The organism is [Roseibacterium] beibuensis (genome assembly GCF_039542305.1).
In the GTDB taxonomy this organism is placed as follows: Bacteria; Pseudomonadota; Alphaproteobacteria; order Rhodobacterales; family Rhodobacteraceae; genus Roseibacterium; species Roseibacterium beibuensis.
This window is the reverse complement of sequence record NZ_BAABHW010000001.1, coordinates 833,704-852,191: the sequence shown is the minus strand read 5'-3', so window position 1 is coordinate 852,191 and position 18,488 is coordinate 833,704. Positions and strand designations below refer to the sequence as shown.

Annotated in this window: 25 protein-coding genes and 1 tRNA gene; 13 read left to right on the top strand and 13 right to left on the bottom strand. The window is 66.1% G+C overall.

Annotated features, from left to right (window positions below; all coding sequences use genetic code 11):
* Genes ABD923_RS04300 through ABD923_RS04290 form a run of 3 tightly spaced genes read right to left on the bottom strand, consistent with a single transcriptional unit; the run spans window position 1 to window position 1,461 of the window.
* Entirely contained in the window at window positions 1-384 is a 384-nt protein-coding gene (locus ABD923_RS04300; protein ID WP_259546475.1) for a biopolymer transporter ExbD, read from the bottom strand.
* A complete protein-coding gene (locus ABD923_RS04295) occupies window positions 374-1,051 on the bottom strand; it encodes a MotA/TolQ/ExbB proton channel family protein (protein WP_259546476.1) in 678 nt (225 codons plus the stop codon). Before ABD923_RS04295 ends, ABD923_RS04300 begins: the two co-directional genes overlap by 11 nt.
* Window positions 1,048-1,461, bottom strand: a complete 414-nt coding sequence (locus ABD923_RS04290) for a hypothetical protein (protein WP_259546478.1) — start codon at window positions 1,459-1,461, stop codon at window positions 1,048-1,050. The genes ABD923_RS04295 and ABD923_RS04290 overlap by 4 nt, the downstream gene beginning before the upstream one ends.
* Window positions 1,462-1,665: 204 nt before the next feature.
* Between ABD923_RS04290 and ABD923_RS04285 the strand changes: the two genes are divergently transcribed.
* On the top strand, window positions 1,666-2,721 hold the full coding sequence (locus tag ABD923_RS04285) for a hemin-degrading factor (RefSeq protein WP_259546479.1): 1,056 nt from the start codon (window positions 1,666-1,668) through the stop codon (window positions 2,719-2,721).
* A gap of 83 nt (window positions 2,722-2,804) precedes the next feature.
* Here the strand turns inward: ABD923_RS04285 and phnE (ABD923_RS04280) are convergent, their stop codons facing one another.
* The 5 genes from phnE (ABD923_RS04280) to ABD923_RS04260 form a co-directional block, all read right to left on the bottom strand.
* Entirely contained in the window at window positions 2,805-3,617 is an 813-nt protein-coding gene (gene phnE / locus ABD923_RS04280) for a phosphonate ABC transporter, permease protein PhnE (RefSeq protein ID WP_259546480.1), read from the bottom strand.
* The gene (gene phnE / locus ABD923_RS04275; RefSeq protein ID WP_222188004.1) at window positions 3,614-4,423 is read right to left on the bottom strand and encodes a phosphonate ABC transporter, permease protein PhnE; all 810 of its coding nucleotides are present in this window, start codon (window positions 4,421-4,423) and stop codon (window positions 3,614-3,616) included. Before phnE (ABD923_RS04275) ends, phnE (ABD923_RS04280) begins: the two co-directional genes overlap by 4 nt.
* A complete protein-coding gene (gene phnC, locus ABD923_RS04270; protein ID WP_259546481.1) occupies window positions 4,420-5,241 on the bottom strand; it encodes a phosphonate ABC transporter ATP-binding protein in 822 nt (273 codons plus the stop codon). Before phnC ends, phnE (ABD923_RS04275) begins: the two co-directional genes overlap by 4 nt.
* 68 nt (window positions 5,242-5,309) lie before the next feature.
* Window positions 5,310-6,260: a phosphate/phosphite/phosphonate ABC transporter substrate-binding protein gene (gene phnD / locus ABD923_RS04265; protein ID WP_259546483.1), complete on the bottom strand. Its 951-nt coding sequence runs from the start codon at window positions 6,258-6,260 to the stop codon at window positions 5,310-5,312.
* A gap of 219 nt (window positions 6,261-6,479) precedes the next feature.
* Window positions 6,480-7,487, bottom strand: coding sequence for a helix-turn-helix transcriptional regulator (locus ABD923_RS04260; protein WP_259546484.1), 1,008 nt, complete (start codon window positions 7,485-7,487; stop codon window positions 6,480-6,482).
* 303 nt (window positions 7,488-7,790) lie between these two features.
* On the opposite strand from ABD923_RS04260, the gene ABD923_RS04255 reads away from it, so the two are divergent.
* From ABD923_RS04255 to ABD923_RS04220, 8 genes are all read left to right on the top strand, one after another.
* Window positions 7,791-9,848: an SH3 domain-containing protein gene (locus tag ABD923_RS04255; protein ID WP_259546485.1), complete on the top strand. Its 2,058-nt coding sequence runs from the start codon at window positions 7,791-7,793 to the stop codon at window positions 9,846-9,848.
* Between the two features lie 77 nt (window positions 9,849-9,925).
* Window positions 9,926-10,576: a hypothetical protein gene (locus ABD923_RS04250; protein WP_259546486.1), complete on the top strand. Its 651-nt coding sequence runs from the start codon at window positions 9,926-9,928 to the stop codon at window positions 10,574-10,576.
* A gap of 38 nt (window positions 10,577-10,614) precedes the next feature.
* Window positions 10,615-10,929, top strand: a complete 315-nt coding sequence (locus ABD923_RS04245; RefSeq protein WP_259546487.1) for a hypothetical protein — start codon at window positions 10,615-10,617, stop codon at window positions 10,927-10,929.
* 76 nt (window positions 10,930-11,005) lie between these two features.
* Window positions 11,006-11,278, top strand: a complete 273-nt coding sequence (locus ABD923_RS04240) for a hypothetical protein (RefSeq protein ID WP_259546488.1) — start codon at window positions 11,006-11,008, stop codon at window positions 11,276-11,278.
* Window positions 11,275-11,451: a hypothetical protein gene (locus tag ABD923_RS04235; protein ID WP_259546489.1), complete on the top strand. Its 177-nt coding sequence runs from the start codon at window positions 11,275-11,277 to the stop codon at window positions 11,449-11,451. The genes ABD923_RS04240 and ABD923_RS04235 overlap by 4 nt, the downstream gene beginning before the upstream one ends.
* A gap of 28 nt (window positions 11,452-11,479) precedes the next feature.
* The gene (locus tag ABD923_RS04230) at window positions 11,480-11,785 is read left to right on the top strand and encodes a hypothetical protein (protein ID WP_259546490.1); all 306 of its coding nucleotides are present in this window, start codon (window positions 11,480-11,482) and stop codon (window positions 11,783-11,785) included.
* A gap of 26 nt (window positions 11,786-11,811) precedes the next feature.
* Window positions 11,812-12,846, top strand: coding sequence for a L,D-transpeptidase (locus ABD923_RS04225; RefSeq protein ID WP_259546491.1), 1,035 nt, complete (start codon window positions 11,812-11,814; stop codon window positions 12,844-12,846).
* A 145-nt stretch (window positions 12,847-12,991) separates the two neighbouring features.
* Window positions 12,992-14,422: an amidase family protein gene (locus ABD923_RS04220; protein WP_259546493.1), complete on the top strand. Its 1,431-nt coding sequence runs from the start codon at window positions 12,992-12,994 to the stop codon at window positions 14,420-14,422.
* 111 nt (window positions 14,423-14,533) lie between these two features.
* Here ABD923_RS04220 and ABD923_RS04215 read toward each other — a convergent pair.
* Window positions 14,534-14,609: transfer RNA gene (locus ABD923_RS04215), tRNA-Thr, on the bottom strand.
* 131 nt (window positions 14,610-14,740) lie between these two features.
* Here ABD923_RS04215 and ABD923_RS04210 point away from each other — a divergent pair.
* Both ABD923_RS04210 and ABD923_RS04205 read left to right on the top strand, forming a co-directional pair.
* Window positions 14,741-15,616 (top strand): hypothetical protein, encoded by an 876-nt coding sequence (locus ABD923_RS04210; protein ID WP_259546494.1) that lies wholly within the window; start codon window positions 14,741-14,743, stop codon window positions 15,614-15,616.
* Window positions 15,613-16,170, top strand: coding sequence for a GNAT family N-acetyltransferase (locus tag ABD923_RS04205; protein ID WP_259546495.1), 558 nt, complete (start codon window positions 15,613-15,615; stop codon window positions 16,168-16,170). The genes ABD923_RS04210 and ABD923_RS04205 overlap by 4 nt, the downstream gene beginning before the upstream one ends.
* Window positions 16,171-16,204: 34 nt before the next feature.
* Here ABD923_RS04205 and ABD923_RS04200 read toward each other — a convergent pair whose 3' ends face one another.
* Complete coding sequence (locus ABD923_RS04200; protein ID WP_259546496.1) at window positions 16,205-16,477, bottom strand: DUF2312 domain-containing protein; 273 nt, start codon at window positions 16,475-16,477, stop codon at window positions 16,205-16,207.
* A gap of 180 nt (window positions 16,478-16,657) precedes the next feature.
* Here ABD923_RS04200 and ABD923_RS04195 point away from each other — a divergent pair, with 180 nt between their 5' ends.
* On the top strand, window positions 16,658-16,873 hold the full coding sequence (locus ABD923_RS04195) for a hypothetical protein (RefSeq protein ID WP_259546497.1): 216 nt from the start codon (window positions 16,658-16,660) through the stop codon (window positions 16,871-16,873).
* A gap of 136 nt (window positions 16,874-17,009) precedes the next feature.
* Here the strand turns inward: ABD923_RS04195 and ABD923_RS04190 are convergent, their stop codons facing one another.
* The 3 genes from ABD923_RS04190 to ABD923_RS04180 form a co-directional block, all read right to left on the bottom strand.
* Window positions 17,010-17,192: a hypothetical protein gene (locus tag ABD923_RS04190; protein WP_259546498.1), complete on the bottom strand. Its 183-nt coding sequence runs from the start codon at window positions 17,190-17,192 to the stop codon at window positions 17,010-17,012.
* Window positions 17,193-17,258: 66 nt separating this feature from the next.
* Entirely contained in the window at window positions 17,259-17,483 is a 225-nt protein-coding gene (locus ABD923_RS04185) for a hypothetical protein (protein WP_259546499.1), read from the bottom strand.
* 46 nt (window positions 17,484-17,529) lie between these two features.
* Entirely contained in the window at window positions 17,530-17,859 is a 330-nt protein-coding gene (locus ABD923_RS04180; RefSeq protein ID WP_259546500.1) for a TraR/DksA family transcriptional regulator, read from the bottom strand.
* 194 nt (window positions 17,860-18,053) lie between these two features.
* On the opposite strand from ABD923_RS04180, the gene ABD923_RS04175 reads away from it, so the two are divergent.
* Window positions 18,054-18,488 (top strand): protein tyrosine phosphatase family protein, encoded by a 435-nt coding sequence (locus tag ABD923_RS04175; protein WP_259546501.1) that lies wholly within the window; start codon window positions 18,054-18,056, stop codon window positions 18,486-18,488.

Genomic DNA, 18,488 nt, shown 5'->3' with positions numbered 1-18,488 from the left:
TTATCCCAGCACGGAAACGGCCAGCCACGGCACAGGCCGCAGCATCACCAACAGGTCGATCAGGCGCTGCGATGTGACGACTTCGGACAGCGTCACCAGAAGGGTCGTGGGTTCCCCTTTGTCGGGCCGCAGCGCGGTCAGGGCGTCGATGAGATCGGCATCGCCCACGGGCGCGCCGTTCAGGCGGAACGCCTCGGGCCCCAGTTGCAGGAAGATCGGGCGCGGGCCCGGCGCGGCCCCGCCACCGGCATTCTGCAACGGCACCTCGGCAAAGCGTGTGAAGGTGGAACTGAGCATGAAGAACAGCAGCAACAGGAAGATGACGTCGATGAGCGGCGTCAGGGTGATCGGGCGCCGCCGCCAGATGCGCGTTCTAACCGGCATGGATCGCCTCGACCCGCGCAGGCTGTGCCGCGACCTCGGGCCGTCCGTGCGACGACATCGGGTGGAACGCGGTCTCCAAAGCGAGATCGGCGCAGGCCCGTTCGCGCGCGGCGCGGCTTTCGAACCAGGTCAGCGCCAGCGTGGTCGGCATGGCGACGGCAAGGCCCGCCGCCGTGGTCAGCAGCGCGACCCAGATGCCGCCCGCCAGAACCGACGGGTCCACCGCATCGCCCGCCTGTTGCAGGGCGCGAAACGCGTCGATCATGCCCAGAACGGTGCCGAACAGCCCCAGAAGCGGCGCAACCTGCGCGATGCTGTCGAGCAGGCGAAACCCGCGTTCGACGCGCCCCAGCCGATCCTCGGCCATGGCGACCAGGCGCGCCCTGGTGTCGGCGGCGCCCTCGATCGCCATGGCCAGCACGGGGGCAAGGTGGCTCCGGCATCCGGCGAGGATCTGCGCCGCCTCGGCCGGGCGGCCCGCATCGATGGCCGCACGCGCGCGGGCGATGCCGCCATGCCGGCCCACGCCGAGCGCCTGGAATTGCCACAGCTTCCAGATCACCGTCGCAACCGCGATGATCGACAGGAGCAGCAGCAGGCCGATGACCGGGCCGCCAAGGTCGATAATGTCCTGAAGGCGCGCAAGAATGGTGTCGAGGAGGTTCATCCGATCACCTCCACATCCGTGCGGGAGGAGACGCCGAGGGCCCCCGCGCAATCCGCGCCGCCGCTGCATTCGGCCACGCCGTTGATCAACACCCGCCCCAGTTGCGCACAATCGAGCGCCCCCAGATCGAACTGGCGCACACGCGGCAGGCCGTCAGGCAGCGCGCCGAAGTCGAACAGTGTCAGGCGGTCCACCTGCCCCGCGGTGTCGATTAGCACGGTTTCCAGCGACAGCGTTGACAGGTCCGCGCCGGTGGCATTCTCGGCCATGAAGGTCAGGCGACAGGCGCCGTCCAGCTGATCGACCCGGTTCAACTCGATACCGAGGCGCGGGGGCTGATCGGCCTGTTGGGCCAGAACGGGGGCGGACAGGAGCGTGAACGCAAGGGTCAGGTGGCAGAGGGTGCGCATGAAGCCTCCGGTGCGGTCGAAGTTTCGGGATGATTGGCTGGCACCGAACGGGCTTGCGCGTGGGGCGATGCTTGGTTTCCATCGCCTGACTTGCATCATCTACGAAAACCGATAAAAACTGTCAACAAATGCCGGATCCGAGGTGGTTACCGGTCTGACCCAGCCCTTTCCCCCCTGACCTCGAACCGAACAAAGGTCCTCGACATGACTGAGTCCGATACTCTTGCCGACACACGCCGCACACCCAGTGCCGCCGACCTGCGCACCGCGCTGGAGGATGCGACCCTGCGGGCGCGCGATCTGGCGAAAAGCCTTGGCGTGACGGAGGCCGATCTGGTCGCCGCGCAGGTGGGCCATGGCGCCACGCGCATTCCCGCCGACCCGAACCGTCTGATGCCCGCGATCCGGTCCCTGGGCGAGGTCATGGCGCTGACCCGCAATGAAAGCGCGGTGAACGAGCGGACCGGCACCTATGACGACTGGCACCCGGGCGATCATGCCGCGATGATCCTCGGGCCCGAGATCGACCTGCGCATCTTTCCCAAGCATTGGGTGCATGGCTTCGCCCTGCGCAATGACAGCGGGAAAGGCCCCGCGCGCGGCCTGCAAATCTTCGATGCCAGCGGCGAGGCGATCCACAAGGTTTATTCGCAGGACGGCACCGATCTGGACGCCTGGGACCGGGCGGTCGAGGGCTTGGCGACCGGCGACACGCGCGACACGCTGACACTCGACCCCGCCCCGGTGGCCGAGGGCGTCCGGTCCCGCCCCGAAAAGGCCGAGGCGTTGCGCGCCGAGTGGTCGCGCATGACCGACACGCACCAGTTCCTGCGCGTCGTCTCCAAGATGAAGATGAACCGGCTGGGGGCCTACCGCATCGCGGGGGCACCTTTCGCCACGGCGCTGCCGCCCACGGCCCTGAACGACGCACTGATTGCCTGCGGGAACGGGGCGGTTCCGATCATGCTGTTCGTCGGCAACCGGGGGTGCATCCAGATCCATTCCGGCCCGATCGACACGTTGAAAGAGGTGGGGCCGTGGCAAAACGTGCTCGACCCGCGCTTCAACCTGCATCTGCGGCTGGATCACGTGGCCGAGGTCTGGCTGGTCGAAAAGCCGACCAAACGCGGAGCGTCCCTGAGCATCGAGGCGTTCACGGAAACCGGCGAGTTGATCCTGCAACTCTTCGGCATGCGGAGCTCGGCGGTCGATCACAGCGCGGCCTTCCGGACGATGACAGAGGCCCTACCAAGGCTCTGATACGGCCAGTCCGAAAAAGGCGGGCGCTGGAGATCAGCGCCCGCCTTTGTGTCTCGTCTCTATCCGAATGCCTTGCCCCGGCTTCAGATGATGGCGTGACGCACCCGCGCCGACACCCATTCGCTGAGCACGACGGTGGCAAGGATCAACAGCAGGATCACGGACACCTGGCTCCAGGCCAGCGTGTTGAGCGAGGCCTGAAGCTTGAGCCCGATGCCGCCCGCGCCGACAAGGCCGAGGATCGTGCTTTCGCGGATGTTGATGTCCCAGCGGAAAACACTGATGCCCCAGAAGGCAGGCATGATCTGCGGCACGATCCCGTAGTTCAGCACCTGCGCGCCACTGGCGCCGGTGGCCTGGACCGCCTCGATCTGCTTCGCGTCGGTTTCCTCGATCGCCTCGTACAGCAGCTTGCCCACGAAGCCGATGGAGCGCAGCGCGATGGCGACGATCCCCGCCAGAAGGCCCGGACCGATGATCGCCACCAGAAGCAGCGCCCAGATCAAGGAGTTGATCGAGCGCGAGGCCACGATGATGAACAGCGCGATGGGCCGCAGGATGGTGGCCGAAGGCGTCGTGTTGCGCGCCGCCATGAAGGCGACCGGCACGGCCATGATGACGCCGCCGATGGTGCCGAGCGTGGCGATGTTGATCGTGTCCCACAGGGGCTGCATCAACTCGGGGAAATACTCCCACCGCGGGGGCACCATGCGGCCCCCGATATCGGCAGCCTGCCGCGGGGCGTCGGCCACGAAGAACCAGATCGTGTTCTCGTTCATCAATTGCCAGCACCACACGAACAGCGCGACCAGCGCCAGCCACCCGCCCCAGAGAAGCAGGCGCTTGCGCGGGGTGCGATGGGTCCAGACCTGGCTGTAATGGGTGATCTCGGTCATTGCAGGAACTTCCGCAGATAGCTGGAGCTGTATTCGGCCACCATCACGATGGCGATGATGATCAGCAGGATCGCGCCCGCGCTGTCGTATTCGTAGCGGTCGATGGCGGTGTTCAGGGTGGCCCCGATCCCGCCCGCGCCGACGATCCCGATCACCGCGCTTTCGCGGAAATTGATGTCCAGCCGGTAGAGCGACAGGCCGATCAGGCGCGGCATGACCTGCGGCTGGACGGCGTAGTTGACCAGTTGCCACCACGACGCGCCGGTCGAGCGGATCGCCTCGGCCTGGGTTTCGTCGATCTCCTCGATGTCATCGGCCAGAAGCTTGGCGATGAAGCCGATGGTGGCGAAAGACAGGGTCAGGAAGCCTGCGAAGGGGCCGAAGCCGAACATCGCCACGAAGAAGATCGCGATGATGATTTCCTGAAGCGCACGGCTGACCGCGATGATCGCGCGGCAGATGTAGTAGATCCAGCGCGGGGCAAGGTTGCGGGCCGCCCCGATGCCGATGGGCACCGAGATGGCGACGCCCACGACCGTCGAGGTAAGCGTCATGGTGAGGCTTTCGACGAGCCCCTGGCTGATATCGCGCCAGCGGCTGGCGAAATCGGGTTGCAGGAAGCCCATGATGAAGCGCTGTCCGCGCTCCAGCCCCTCGTAGACGCGGGACCAGTTCACCTCGACCGAGCCGATCGCCAGCACGAGGTAGACGACGATGCCGATTTGCAGGGCCAGCCGCCAGCGCCGGTCGGTGACGATCTGCGGAGGCCTGCGCCACGTGCTCGGGTATTGATCGGGCGCGCTCATTTGGCCAACGCGGCCATGCGGTCGCGCGCCTCCGCCTCGGCCTCCTGCTGTTCCTGGTCGCCCCGGCGCATCTCGTGCCAGTCTTCCTCGCCGTAGATCGTGGTCAGGGTGGACTCGGTCAACTGGTCGGGCGTGCCGTCGAAGACCACGCGCCCGGCGCGCAGGCCGACGATGCGCTGCATGAACTGCTGCGCCAGCGGCACGTCGTGGATGTTGACGATGGCCGGCAGGCCACGCTCGGCGCAGATCTCGGTCAGAAGGCGCATGATCTGGCGGCTGGTCTTGGGGTCGAGGCTGGCCGTGGGTTCATCGACCAGCAGCAATTCGGGGTCTTGCGCCAAGGCGCGCGCGATGCCGACGCGCTGGCGCTGACCGCCCGACAGGGCATCGGCGCGGTTGTCGGCCTTCTCCAGAAGCCCCACGCGATCCAGCAACTGGTAGGCGCGCTGGATATCGGCGGCGGGGTATTTCCGCATGAAGCTGCGCCAGAAGGGCACGTAGCCCAGGCGGCCCGACAGGACGTTTTCCATCACCGTCAGACGTTCGACCAGCGCATATTCCTGGAAGATCATGCCGATGCGGCGGCGTTGGCGGCGCAGGTCGGCCTTCGACAGGCCCACAAGGTTCACATCGCCCAGCATCACCTTGCCCGAGGTCGGCTCCACCAGCCGGTTGATGCAGCGGATCAGGGTGGATTTGCCCGCGCCCGACGGTCCGATCAGGCCAAGGATCTGGCCCTTGGGCACGCTCAGCGTCACGTCCGAAAGCGCCGGGTCGCCGGTTTTGTAGGTCTTGGACAGACCTTCGAGTTTCAGCATTCAGGTAGCCCCCGCAAAGTTACACGGGCGGCACCGGGCCGCCCGTGTGTCGCCTTTGTCAAACAGGTTCAGTCGCAGTCGTACTCGACGCCGTTGAACGCGTCGATGGTGCGGATCACGGCCCAGTTGTTCTGGAAGGTGATCGGGATGAACTGCGATTCACCGTTGCGGCCGAATTCCTCGGCCAGCGGGGTGCCTTCCCAGTCATAGCTGAAGAAGGCCCCCTGGATGGCCTCCTGCAACTCGGGGGTCAGGTTGTAGACGACACCGTAGCCCGTGGTCGGGAAGGTCTGCGAGGTGTAGATCGACACGATCTGGTCCTCGGTCACGACCTCGCGGTCGATCATGCGGCCCAGAACCGAGTTGGCGATCGCGGCGGCCATGTAGTCGCGGTTGGCGACGCCGAGGATCGAGTTGTCATGCGCGCCCGAGAAGACGGCTTCGAAATCCTCGCCCGGGGTCATGCCGAACTCGTCATTCAGGATCGCCGAGGGGGCCTTGAAGCCCGAGTTGGAGGTTTCCGAGGTAAAGGCCATCTGCTGACCACGGATATCCTCGACTTCGGTGATGCCCGAGTCCGGGTAGGTGATGATTTCCATCTCGTACCCGAAAGAGCCATCTTCAGCCGCCATCATCGCAAAGGGGCGGAAGCCGGCGCAGGCCACGGCCAGCGGGTTCGAGCCGGTGTTGAAGCCCGCGATATGCAGACGGCCTGCGCGCATCGCCTCGATCTGGGCGGCGTTCGACTGCACCGGGAAAAATTGCACGTTGCGCCCCGTCGCCTCGGACAGGTGGTCGAGGAAGTCGGCCCAGACCTCGGCATAGACGGCGGGGTCTTCCACCGGCGTGTAGGCGAAGATCAGGGTATCGGGGTCGATCAGCTGATCGGGATCGGTCGGAATATCCGCGATGAGGTCGCCATCTGCATCGGTGAAACGATCGCCGAGCGCGAATTCGGCCTGCACCGGAAAGGCGACTGCAAGCGCGGCAACCGCCGCAAGAGTTGTGTAGGCTTTCATGATTCTCCCCAAGATGTTGTGGAACCTCGCGGCTCCTACCGATCCTCCGTAACCGGAGTATGACAACCGATGAAATTTGTCGCAATAAGCAAGGCGCGGCTGGCGCAGGGACAGGTCCAGCCGACTTGCAGGTCGATGACCCCGACCCGGCGGGATCCTGCAATGAGGACGGAAATGCCGGCGGCCGCGGACAACGGGGACACGCCGGAAACGCGCGGTCTATCCCCGCCACCGCGCGTGCAAGGTCGCGACCGGGTTTTCACCGAAGGCGTCCTTGTACTGCTGGCTGAACCGCCCGTGATGCTCGATCCCGCACAGGCGGCACACGTCGGACACGGTGGCGGGACCCTCGCGATCGAGCAGGGCGCGACGGGCGCGATGCAGCCGCGCCTGACCAAGCACTTGCGTGGGCGTGGCGCCGCGCACCTTGCGGAAAGCGGCCTGCAAGGTCCGTTCGGACACGCCGACATGGCGGGCGATGTCCCGAATGCTGCCGATCTCATCCGGTCGTCCGTAGATCAGGTCCTCGGCTTTTCGGACATGGCGCAGCGACAACTCGTGGATGTCGTCCGGCAGATCGGACCTGTCCGAGCCAGGCTGCGCGTCCAGGCAGCGATTGATCTGGCCGGTGACGACCGTTGTCCACGCGTCTGCCACGTTCCGGTCGAGCGTGGGTGTTCCCGACAGAGTCACCTGTGCGGCGAGGTCCATGACAAGACGTGCAAGATACTGGTCCTCTGCGCGTGACTCCGTGCCCCACACCATGCCACCCCGCGCTTCCACCTGCGCCAGCCGAGGCCCAAGGAATTGCGGCGGCATCGACAGCACGAAGGCCTCGTATTTCGTATCCCGCGACGCCGTCACCCGCGTCTGTCGCGTGCCGCGCCCCGTCAAAAGCCAGGGTTTGTCCAGGCTATCGCAGTGCATATGCTGGTTTCGGGTCTCCAGCTTGCCCGAAAAGACCACCAGGAGGTTGGGTCGCTGCAACTCCGTCAGGATGACGTCATGCCCGGTCGACCGGATATAGGCGAGGCTCATCAACCCGATATCGCCGATGGCCACCACCGCGCGACCGGCCAGGGGCGCGTGCAGATCCAGCACGGCCTTTCCGGTGAACTGACGGCGGTAGAGCTTCGAATCATCGCCGCGGTATTCGGCGCCGAGCCGGAATCCGCCCCTGCCCTGGGGGACAAGGTCGTCGGGCGCGGCCTGCGGCGCGTCGGACATGGCCCAATCCAGCGGATCGAAAGCGCAGGCGGACGAAAAAAAGCTTTTCAATAGCGCTATTTGGATATCCTCCTCGCTGTTTGGATAGACGCCTTACCGGCCCTTCGCAATCTTTGTCGGTGACAACGATAGAGCGCCTGGCAGATCCGAGATCCGGAGAGCGGACGACCAGAAGCGACTTTACGAGTGGCCGATCAAGCCTATGTGCCCAGTCGGCAGCAGGCGTGATGCCTGCAGGGTCAGCCGTCCGAACGCACAATGCGCCGGTGATTGACAAGACGCCAAGAAAGGGAGTTGTGGACCATGAACAGGGTGCTTTGTGCCGTTTTGGCACTACTGGTAACGGCCGCGGTCGCCTCGGCCCAACCGATGCTCAACCGACATGACGTTGATTTCGCGGGCTGGACCGGCACGGCCATCGACGGCGAGATCGTCGGGCGCGATTTCGACCGCTACGAGTTGCAAGGCGTGGCGGGCAACACGCTGACCATCCGGCTGAATACGCCGCATACCGGCACGTATTTCAACGTCTACACGCCCGGCAACGGCCCCGGCGACGAAGCGCTTGCCAACAGCAGCCTGATCGGCGGTCCGGTGCTTGACCTGAACGAGTTCTCCGGCACGCTGCCCGAAACCGGTGTGTACGAGGTCGTGGTCTACATGGTGCGCGCCGCCGCCCGGCGGGACGAAGTGGCCCCCTACTCCATCGAGTTCGACATGCTGCAACCCACCGATGCCGACGATCCGGATGCGGCCTTGCGCTACTTCCAGGTGCGCACGCGCGCGCGCGGTGGCCATCTGAACGTGCATACGGGCCCGTCGACCGACGCGCCCCGTGTCGGGCGCTACGACAACGGCGCCGTCCTGCGCGATATCGGCGGCTGTGCGCAGAACGGCGGTCGCGAATGGTGCGAGGTGATGGCCTATGACGGCGGGCTTGCGGGCTATGTCGCGCGCGAATTCCTTGCGCCGGTATCCCGCCATCACGGGGCCGCGCCGGTGACGCCGCCGCGCCGCGGTTCCGCCCTGCCCCAAACGCCGGCGACGCCGACGCGCGCGGGCATCACGACCACGTCGGACTGGTTCCACGTGCACCTGACCAATCCGGGCGGGCATCTGAACGTTCATGCCGAGCCGTCCGCGGCCTCGGTTCGTGTCGGTCGCCTTCCCGACGGGGCCGACCTGCGCAATGTCGGCGGCTGCGTGGCCTCGGGCGGGCGCACCTGGTGCGACGTGATGCAGGCCGGTGGTGGCGTCTCGGGCTGGGTCGCGGCGGAATACCTCCGCGACGGCCATCCCCCGGCAGCGGCGCTGACGACCCGCAGCGGCGCGCCGCGCCCGGTCACGAACGATTTTGCCGATGGCATGGCGGGTGGACCCGACTGGTGGCAGGTCGACCTCAACCGCTCGGGCAGCGCGCTGCGCGTCCACACCCGGCCCTCCACCCATGCGCCGATCTTAGCCCGCTTCCCTAACGGTGCGACCCTGCGCAACGCGGGCGGCTGCCGGATGAGCGAGGGGCGCCGCTGGTGCTATGTCAGCTCGGTCTCGGGCGATGCCACGGGCTGGGTTGCGGGCGACTTCCTGCGCGAAGGCGCCGCGCCCGGCGTGGCCTCCCACCTGCCCAGCCCCGTCCCGCAAGCCCCCGTGGCCCCGGCAGCGCCCGCTGCACCGGCGGACCCGGCGCCGCAGGATTTCGGGCCGAGCTACGACATGACCGGGACGCTCACCTGCTACGCCGATCGTGACGCCAGCGCCGCCGAGTGCAGCTATGGCACCGTCCACGAAGGCTCGGGCAATGGCTTCCTCCAGATCACCGAGGGCGGCTATGGCGGCCGGGCGATCAGCTTCGAGGCCGGCGTTCCCGTCTATTTCGACCAGAGCCAGGCCGATGGCGACATCTCGATGATCGTCGCGCAGCAGGGCGATCTGTGGATCGTCAGCATCGGCGAGGCGCGGTTCGAAATCCCGGTGGCGCTGTTCCAGCCGCACCGGGACATGGGGGCCGCCGTCCAGCTGCCGCTGGCGCCGCCGCCGATGGAGGAGGACGCCACCGTGCCGGGCACCAACTTCAACGCCACCACGCAGATCCCCTGCGTGCGGGACATGGATGCCGCCGAGGCGATGTGTGACGCCGGTGTCGTGCGGAACGGCGATGGCACGGGCTACATCGATATCTCCTGGCCCGATGGCGGTGGGCGCGTGATCTACTTCGAAGGCAACACGCCCCACCACTACGACGAGGCGCAGGCAGATGGCGGCGCCCAGATGACGGTCAGCCGCGATGAGAACGATAACTTCGTCGTCTTCGTCGGCCAGGCCCGCTTCGTCATTCCCTCGGCGCTTATCACCGGCGGCTGACCGCACAGTTGCTCCCGGCCCCTTGTTCGGGCCGGGGGCGTTCATTCCCCTCATCGCGAACCAGGAGGCTCATGCCCATGAAACTTCGCACCGCCGTCACCGCGGCCGCCCTTGCGCTCGCCGCCCCTCTTCCGGCCACCGCCCAGTCGGTCGGCATCCTTCTCGACCGCTGCGCCTCGGTCGCGCGCGACTATTTCAACGCGCCAAGCGCCCAGACCAACATGCGCTACAACGGGGCCCGCGTGGACGGCACCGAAACCATCGGCGGCGAGATCTACCTGCGCGGCCGCGCCCCCTACATCGCCTGCGCCTTCACCCGGCCCGGCCTGCGCCAGACCGAGTTCTTCGTCGACGGGCAGGACCAGAGCGGCTTCCTGCGCGCCTCAAGCGGGGGCGGCGGCGGAGGGGCTGGCCAGACCGACACCGTCCGCGTTCAGTTCCCCGCCGGCACCAGCGGCACCGAGCTGAGCGACAACCTCGCCCCCGGCGCCAGCCGCCGCTACGTGCTCGGCGCGGGCGACGGCCAGTTCCTTTACGTGCGCGTCGCGCCGTGGAGCGGATCGCTGGACTACCAGATCTTCAACCCCGACGGGTCCTTCCTGCTCGACATGGTTCCGTCCCGGCAGGAGTACCGCGGCCAGCTTTGGCAGGACGGCGATCATGTCGTCGAGGTGATCAACCGCACCAACCGGACCGTGTCCTACAACGTCATCTTCGGCATCGACTGAGCGCCGACACGCCCCCCAACACCAGAAGGAGGAACAGAATGAAAACCCCACTGACGATCGCCACGGCCACCCTTGCCGCGATAGGCCTTGCCGGCTGCATGGAGATGGGCGGCGATATGGGTATGGACCCCGGTCCGGGCAACTCGGCCGAGGCCGACGCGCGGGCCGCCTGTGTCCGCGACACGCGGGCGGAAACGGGCAACCCCGACGTGCGGGTCCAAAGCTCGTCCTTCTCGGAAGCCGGGACCGAGGTCATCATGCTGGTCGGCGGCACCGGCACATGGCGCTGCATCGCCTATCGCGACGGCACCACCGCAGGCATCATGTCGATGACCAACGAAGGGTATCTTTGACATGACGCTGTGCACGGACCCGGGGTCCCTCGTCTCCGGGTCCGTGCACCTTGATCGGCATGAGTGAGGGCCACGGATGGGCCACCGCATCTGCAAAATCCTGATGATCGTCCTGATCCTGCTTTACCTAGCGGCCTTGGCCATCGGGCTGATCGGCACCTATGGCTGGTTCGGACAGGACCGCGACCCGCTGTCCTGGATCTTCATCCTGCCCCTTGGGTTGCCGTGGTCCCTGATGCTGGACCGCGCTGGTGACACGGCTGCGCCGGTGCTTGTGGCGCTCACCCCGCTGCTCAACATCGCCATCCTTTGGCTCCTCTGCCGCTTCCTGAAAGGAGGCTCTGCGTGACCTTCGATATCGCCCACGCCCTGGTGACCGGCGTCCTGATCCTCCTGACAATCGTCGGGATGGAACAGGCGGGGCTTTATGTCCCCCACAAGAAAGGCGGACCGCGGTTCAGCTGGCCCCTTTTCCTGGCGATCTTCGTGGTCGTCCTGATCTTCAACCTCATCTGGCCATAGGGCCGGACATACAAGAAAGGCACTCATCATGGGACGTATCCTTTTCGGCATCATCGGCCTGATCCTCGGCCTCATCGGCGGCGCGCTGTTCGGCGGCGCCATCCTTGGCGGCACGGCGGCCGGCGTTGGGGTCGCCACGGGCATGACGACGGGCGTTTGCAGCACCGTCATGGCCGCCACCGAGGAGGGCTTGCTGACCGCCGAACAGGTCGAGCAGGTCATGGTCCGGGCCGCCGCCGACCTCGGCGCAACCATGGACGCCACGCCAGAAGCGACGACCGTCGCGCAATGCGAAGAGTTCATGCAGACCCTGATGAGCGAGAGCGACGGCTAAGGCGTCGGCGACCCCGAGGAGATGACATGAAAACAGACCGCCGCACCGTCACCCTGTCGCTGGCCGCAGCCCTTGGCCTGCCCGCGATCCCCCTCCGGGCGCAGAGCAACGCGGAGGAAGAAGTCGTCTTCGACGTGGCCAACATGCTGCCCGGCGATTTCACCTGGCACCCCGAACGGGAGCCGCAGGGCGCGGTCGCGGTCATCTGCTCGATCCCCGAGCAGCGCGTGCATGTCTATCGCAACGGCATCCGCATCGGCGTCTCGACCTGTTCCACCGGGCGCCCGGGGCACGAAACGCCGACGGGCGTGTTCACCGTGCTGCAAAAAGACGCCGACCACCGGTCTTCGACCTATAACAACGCGCCGATGCCGAACATGAACCGGCTGACCTGGGGCGGGATCGCGCTGCATGCCGGAAACCTGCCGGGCTACCCGGCCAGCCATGGCTGCATCCGCCTGCCGCTGGAGTTCTCGGCGCTTCTGTTCGAGGTCACCCATATCGGCACGCCCGTCATCATCTCGGGCGCGCGCAACGACCCGTGGGAGTTGATCCATCCCGGCTTCGTGCTCAGCGGCCTCGCCGAGGCAGACATGGAAGAGGCCGTCGCGGGCCTCGATGGGCGCTCCCACCCCTCCGACTGGACAAGCGGCGCGGACTATCCGGTGACGGCGGTGCTCGCCACCCGTGCGGATCGCAAGATCATCCTCATGGAAGACGGCCGAAAACTGGTCGAAAGCTCGATCGAGATCGACGACGACCGCCCCCTGGGCGAACATGTCCTCGTCATGCAGGGCAGCCGCGAGACCGGGCTGCACTGGACGGGCCTCACCCACCATCCCGACCCCGAGCATCCGCTTTGGCCCGAGGAGCAGGTGCTCAATCGCCTGCGGGTCCCGGAAGCCTTCTCGCAGGCGATGATGGCGCGGCTGCATCCCGGCCTCGTGCTGGTCGTGTCGGACCTTGCCGCCACGCCGGATCGCCAGTCTGGCCGCGATTTCGTGATCATGACCGGCGAAACCCTCACCTCGCCCCGTCCCCTGCCCAATCCGAGAGACTGACCACAGCGACCGGCACTCTTTCAAGACCGGTCCGGCCCTTGTCCTCCGCCGACGCAGGCACCAAGGTGGCCTCCGAGCCACCAGCGACCGCTGCCTCGTCCGCGCGGCCGGTGCCAAAGATAACAATCGCAAGGACAGGCCGGAGATGAGCGAACCGACATCCAGACCCCTGTGGCAGTGGAGTGCCACCGACATCGCCCGCGCGACCCATGCCGGTGAGATCACCGCAAGCGAGGTGACCGAAGCCATCCTCGCGCGGATGGACGCGGTCAATCCCGCGCTCAACGCCGTCGTCGAAAGCCTCGCCGAAGAAGCCCGCGCCGAGGCCGCCGCCCTGGATGCCAGCGATGCGCCCAAGGGGCCGCTCCATGGCGTGCCGGTGACCATCAAGGTGAATGTCGACCAGAAAGGCCATGCCACCACGAATGGCGTCGCCGCCCTGAAAGACCTCATCGCCCCCGACGACGCGCCTGTGGTGCGCAACCTCAAGGCAGCGGGCGCACTTATCATCGGGCGCACCAACACGCCCGAATTCTCGTTTCGCGCCGATACCGACACCCCGCTCCACGGGCGGACCTACAACCCCTGGGGGCGGCACCTGTCGGCAGGCGGGTCGTCGGGCGGGGCCGGATCGGCGGTAATGGCGGGCATCGGCCCCCTCGCCCATGGCAACGATATCGGCGGCTCGCTGCGCTTTCCGGCGTCGGCCAACGGGGCCGTGACGGTCAAGCCGGGCCTTGGCCGGGTGCCGGCCTGGAACCCGAGCCAGACCGCCGAGCGCGGCCTTCTGGCGCAAAGCATGTCGGTCCAGGGGCTGCTGGCGCGCTCGGCCAAGGACCTCCACCTGTCGATGCCCGCGCTGATCGCGCCGGATGCACGCGACCCGTTCCATGTGCCGCTGCCGTGGCGTGGTGCCCCGCCCGTTCCCCCGATCAAGGTCGCCGTCACACGGGACGATTTCGGCTTCGGCCTGCACCCCGAGGTCGCGACGGCGATCGACAAGGCCGCCTCGGCGCTGTCCGACGCGGGCTACGACGTGACCGAGGTCGAACCGCCGCTTGCCTTCGAGACCGGGGAGGAGGGCTACAGGACCCTTCTGGGCGAGGTCAAAGCCTTGATGGGCCCCGACATCGCCGCTTATGGCTCCAAGACCGTCAACGCGATCTTTGACGCCTATTTCGAGCTGTTCCCCCCCTACGAGGGCCCCGACCTGCTGCGCGCGATGGCCAAACGCAGCCATTACGCGCGGGCGTGGTCCCTGTTCCTCCAGGACTATCCGTTGGTCCTGACGCCCTTCCTGCTCAAGCCCTTCTTCCATGCCGGGCGAGATGCCGAGGGCCTCGACGGCGCCCGCGACGCCCTGGGACAGGCCCACTGGTCGTTCATCATGAATTTCACCGGCCTGCCCGCGGGCAACCTGCCGACCCACATCGCCGATCTACCCGAAGGCCCACAGCCCATCGGCGTTCAGATCGCGGGCCAAAGGTGGCGAGAGGACCTGATCGTCGACGCCATGCGCGCGATCGAGGAACGAATCCCGCCGGTCTGCACGACCTTGTGGGAGAGAATGGGCTGAGGATTTAAGGGGGCACATTCGGTGCGGCACCAAGACCGCCAAGCAGGGGGTGTCCGATGCCGATCCAAGGCCGGACGGGTGGCGTTCAACCGAATGATTTGTCGGTGCTAATGGTGCCCCCAGAGAGACTCGAACTCCCGACCCTCTGATTACAAATCAGATGCTCTACCAGCTGAGCTATAGGGGCGCTGACGTGCAGATACTGCGCAAAATGATGCGGCGCAAGCACCGGGCGCGGCAGCAATGGTCGTTTGCACGTGCTTTCGTCCTTCTATAGGGTTCTGAAAAACAGACGGGGCAGCCGGGGCATCTGCGATCATGGAGGTTGTGTTTCATCTCGGGGCGCCCTGCACCGACAACGATCTGTTGATCCAGACCCTGCTCAAGAACCGCAACCGTCTGATGGCCGAGGGGACGTCCGTGCCGCCGCCCGGCCGTTACCGTGCCGTCGTGCGCGACACGGCCCGCGCGCTCAAGGGGCATCCGGCGAGCGAGGAAATCCAGGGTGCGCTGCTGGATGCGATCCTCGACGATTTCGACGTCGAGCGGCTGATCCTGTCGGACCCGCGCTTCATCTGCATCAACCGCCTCGTGATCCAGCGGGCGCAGATCTGGCCGATGATCGACCGGCAAACCGCGCAACTGCGGGCGCTTTTTCCGGAGGCGCAGGTCGAGTTCTTCATCGGCATGCGCGATCCCGCCACCCATATCCCGGCCCTGTTCAAGGCGTCGCGCTTCAGCAATTTCGCGGAATTCTCGGAAAACATGCAGCCCCATGCCGTCGCCTGGTCCGAGATGCTGCGGCGGCTGAGCATGGCACATCCCGATTGCCCGATCACCGTCTGGTGCAACGAGGACACGCCGCTTTTGTGGGGCGAAATCCTGCGCGAAATGGCCGGCGTCGGAGAGGCCACGGCGCTGGAGGGGGTCGACGACCTGGTCGAGAAGATCATGGAACCCGCCGGGTTCAAACGGATGCAGGCCTATATCGCGGATCACCCGCCAGAGACCGACTGGCATCGGCGGCGCATCGTGGCCGCCTTCCTCGAACGCTATGCGCTGGAGACCGAGGTCGAGGTGGAACTGGACCTGCCGGGCTGGGACGAAGGGTTCATCGACGAGCTGTCCCTCGCCTATGACCGCGACATGGAAGAGGTCGCGCGCATTCCGGGTGTGACCTTGCTGATGCCGTGAGCGGCCTTCCCGGCGACTGGGTTATCGGCCCTTTGCGCATACGGCCCGTCTGCGCCGGAGACCTCCCCTTCCGCCAAGAGTTGTTCGCTGATCCGGCCCTTGCGGCGCACAAGCCCGATCCGACCCCGGACAGCGCGGGGGATATCGCCCGCCAGCACGCCAAGGATATCGCGCATTGGGGACGCCATGGCACGGGCCGTTGGATCGTGTTGGATGACGGCGCGCCCGTCGGCTTTTGCGGCTTGACCCGGCGCGACAGGGTGCCTGGGCTCAACATCTCCTACCATCTGACGCCCGACCGTTGGGGCAGCGGGATAGCCTCGCGGCTCGTGCGCGGCATGGTGGACCTCGTCTCTTGCACCTGGCCCGATCTTGACGGGCCGATCTACGGTTTGGTGCGAGCGTCCAACCCGGCCTCGGGCCGCGTGCTGGAAAAGGCCGAGTTTCAGCGGAGCGGTGAGGTGATCCATGCCGGCGCCCCCACGATCCGCTGGGTCCGCCCGATCCATGAAAAAGGGGGCGATCCGCTTCAAGATCGCCCCCCCAATCCTTGATTTGTCGCGCCATTTGCCAGGCGCTGACACGTCCTCAGCGCATGCCGAGCGCTTCCTTGTACATCTCCAGAACCGCCTCTTCCTCGGCGATGTCATCGGGCTCGCGCTTGCGCAGCGCGATCACCTTGCGCATCACCTTGGTGTCGTAGCCGCGCGATTTCGCCTCGGCCATCACCTCTTTCTGCTGTTCGGTGATGTCCTTCTTTTCGGCCTCCAGCCGTTCGTAGCGCTCGATGAACTGGCGCAATTCGTCGGCGGTGACGCGGTAGCTGTCGGGGCGGGCGTCGGTCTCGATCATCTCGTCCATCTGGCGGTCCTCGGGCAGGGTCGTGTGACATGTGGCTCGCGGTGACCCGCGATCGCGCCGCGCGAGGGGTCGCGCCGGCTGAGCCCGAGGTCTAGCCGCGCCCAACGCGGCCCGCAAGACTTGCCTGCCCTGTCGCGATGGGCTAGCCCCAAGCGGCGCGCAGCGATGAGGGGACATGCCATGGGTTGGCTGATCTGGGTGGGCACGGGACTGACGGTCATCGGCCTCAGTGCATTGGTCTATTGCATCTTCGCGGCCATGTCCGCCAAGCGCGCGGGCCTGCCGGACGACGTGCTGCGCGGCCGCTTGCAGCGGATCGTCGCGATCAACATGGGCGCGCTCCTGATCTCGGTGCTTGGGCTGATGTCGGTCGTGATGGGCGTGTTCCTGGGCTGACGCCACACCCTTTTGCTGCCCGTTTCGCAACAGAGCCGGTATCGGAAATGAAAAAGGCAGGACGCGATCCGCGCATCCTGCCTTTTTCATTGCACCCTGTCTTCGTCATGGTCCGTTGCGGGCGGCTCTCCTCCGCCTAGACCGGCATATCGTTGAACAGGTCGTCGTCATCATCCGGGTCGGTCGGCTGGACCTTGGATCTCGGACGCGGGCCCTTTTTCGTACCGCCCTCTCCCGATCCCTGCGGTCGAACCTCGGTATGCGCCTTTTCCTCTTGCTCCGGCGTCTCCTTCGGCGCGGCGTCGTCCTTGTCACTCAATGGTCTCTCCTCCCTGGTGCAAGTCATGGCGCCGCATCGCGCAGAATGGCCCGTTCGGCCCTCCGGTTACCCCGCGGCGCGGCGCAGGACGATCACGTTTTCCCGCGCTTCAAGCTCCTTTGCGCAAAGCGCCTCGACCCTTCGCGATCGCAGATCGGCCATCGCGGCGCGATCATGCCATCCGGCATCGGCTTGTTTCAATCTTTCGGCAACCTGACTTCCCGCCACCTGCGTCATCAGCAGGCGGGCGATCTTGTCCTCCAGGTCTTCCGGTCGTACTTGGCTCGCCATAGTCAACTCCCTGTAGGGTGGTATTCGCGCGTTTCCCTACACACTTTTAAGATGCACATTCCCGGCAGAACGGCGTGAACGGCAGCAGGTCCAACCTCTGTTCCGAAACTTCCTTGCCGCATTTCACGCAGTAGCCGTATTCGCCTTCATCCATGCGCTTCAGCGCCGCCTTGATCTGCTGGATCTCGGCCTGCCCCGATACGCCCAGCCGTTCCAGCACCTCGTCGCCTTCGCGCTCGGTCGCCAGTTCCTCCCAGTCCTTGGACTGGTGGCTGTCGAGTTCTTCATCAATCTCCTGCAAGCGCGCATTCAGATCGGACAGCCGTTGTTCAAGCTGTTCACGACGCTTCGCCAGATCCATGTCGGCCTTGGTCATTCCTACGCCCTCCGAATGCGCCCGGCCTTCCTCTGGGCCGGATCGTTCCCACATGCGTAGTCCCGTTCGTGGGGCGGCAGCCTTGATCTCGATCAAGAACCCGTGAGGCGGGGCCTTCCCTCTGCGCGCGGCATCCGGCATGGTCGCGCCGGACACGACTCCGTTTGAGTTAGCGAACAGGCAGGACACGCGACATGGACATTCGCCAGGTCACAGACCGATATTACACCGCCCCCCAATTGCAGCCGCAGGACATGGAAAAACTGGCCGAGCAGGGAATCACCACGGTGATCTGCAACCGCCCCGACGCCGAGGTGCCGCCCCAGATCCAGGCCGCCGCCATGCAGGAGGCCGCCGAGGCCGCCGGGCTGAATTTCGTCTTCAACCCCGTGGGCGGCGCGCTGAGCCAGCCGATCATCGAGGAACAGTCCGAGGCCATCGAATCGTCCGAAGGGCCCGTCGTGGCCTATTGCAACACTGGCAACCGCTCGACCATCGTCTGGGCGCTTGGCGTGGCCGGAGAGATGGAGATCGACGAAATCCTCACCCGCGCCCGCGATGCCGGACAGAGCCTTGACTGGCTGCGCCCCAACCTCGTGGCCTGCGCCGCCCAGAAATCACAGGGCTGA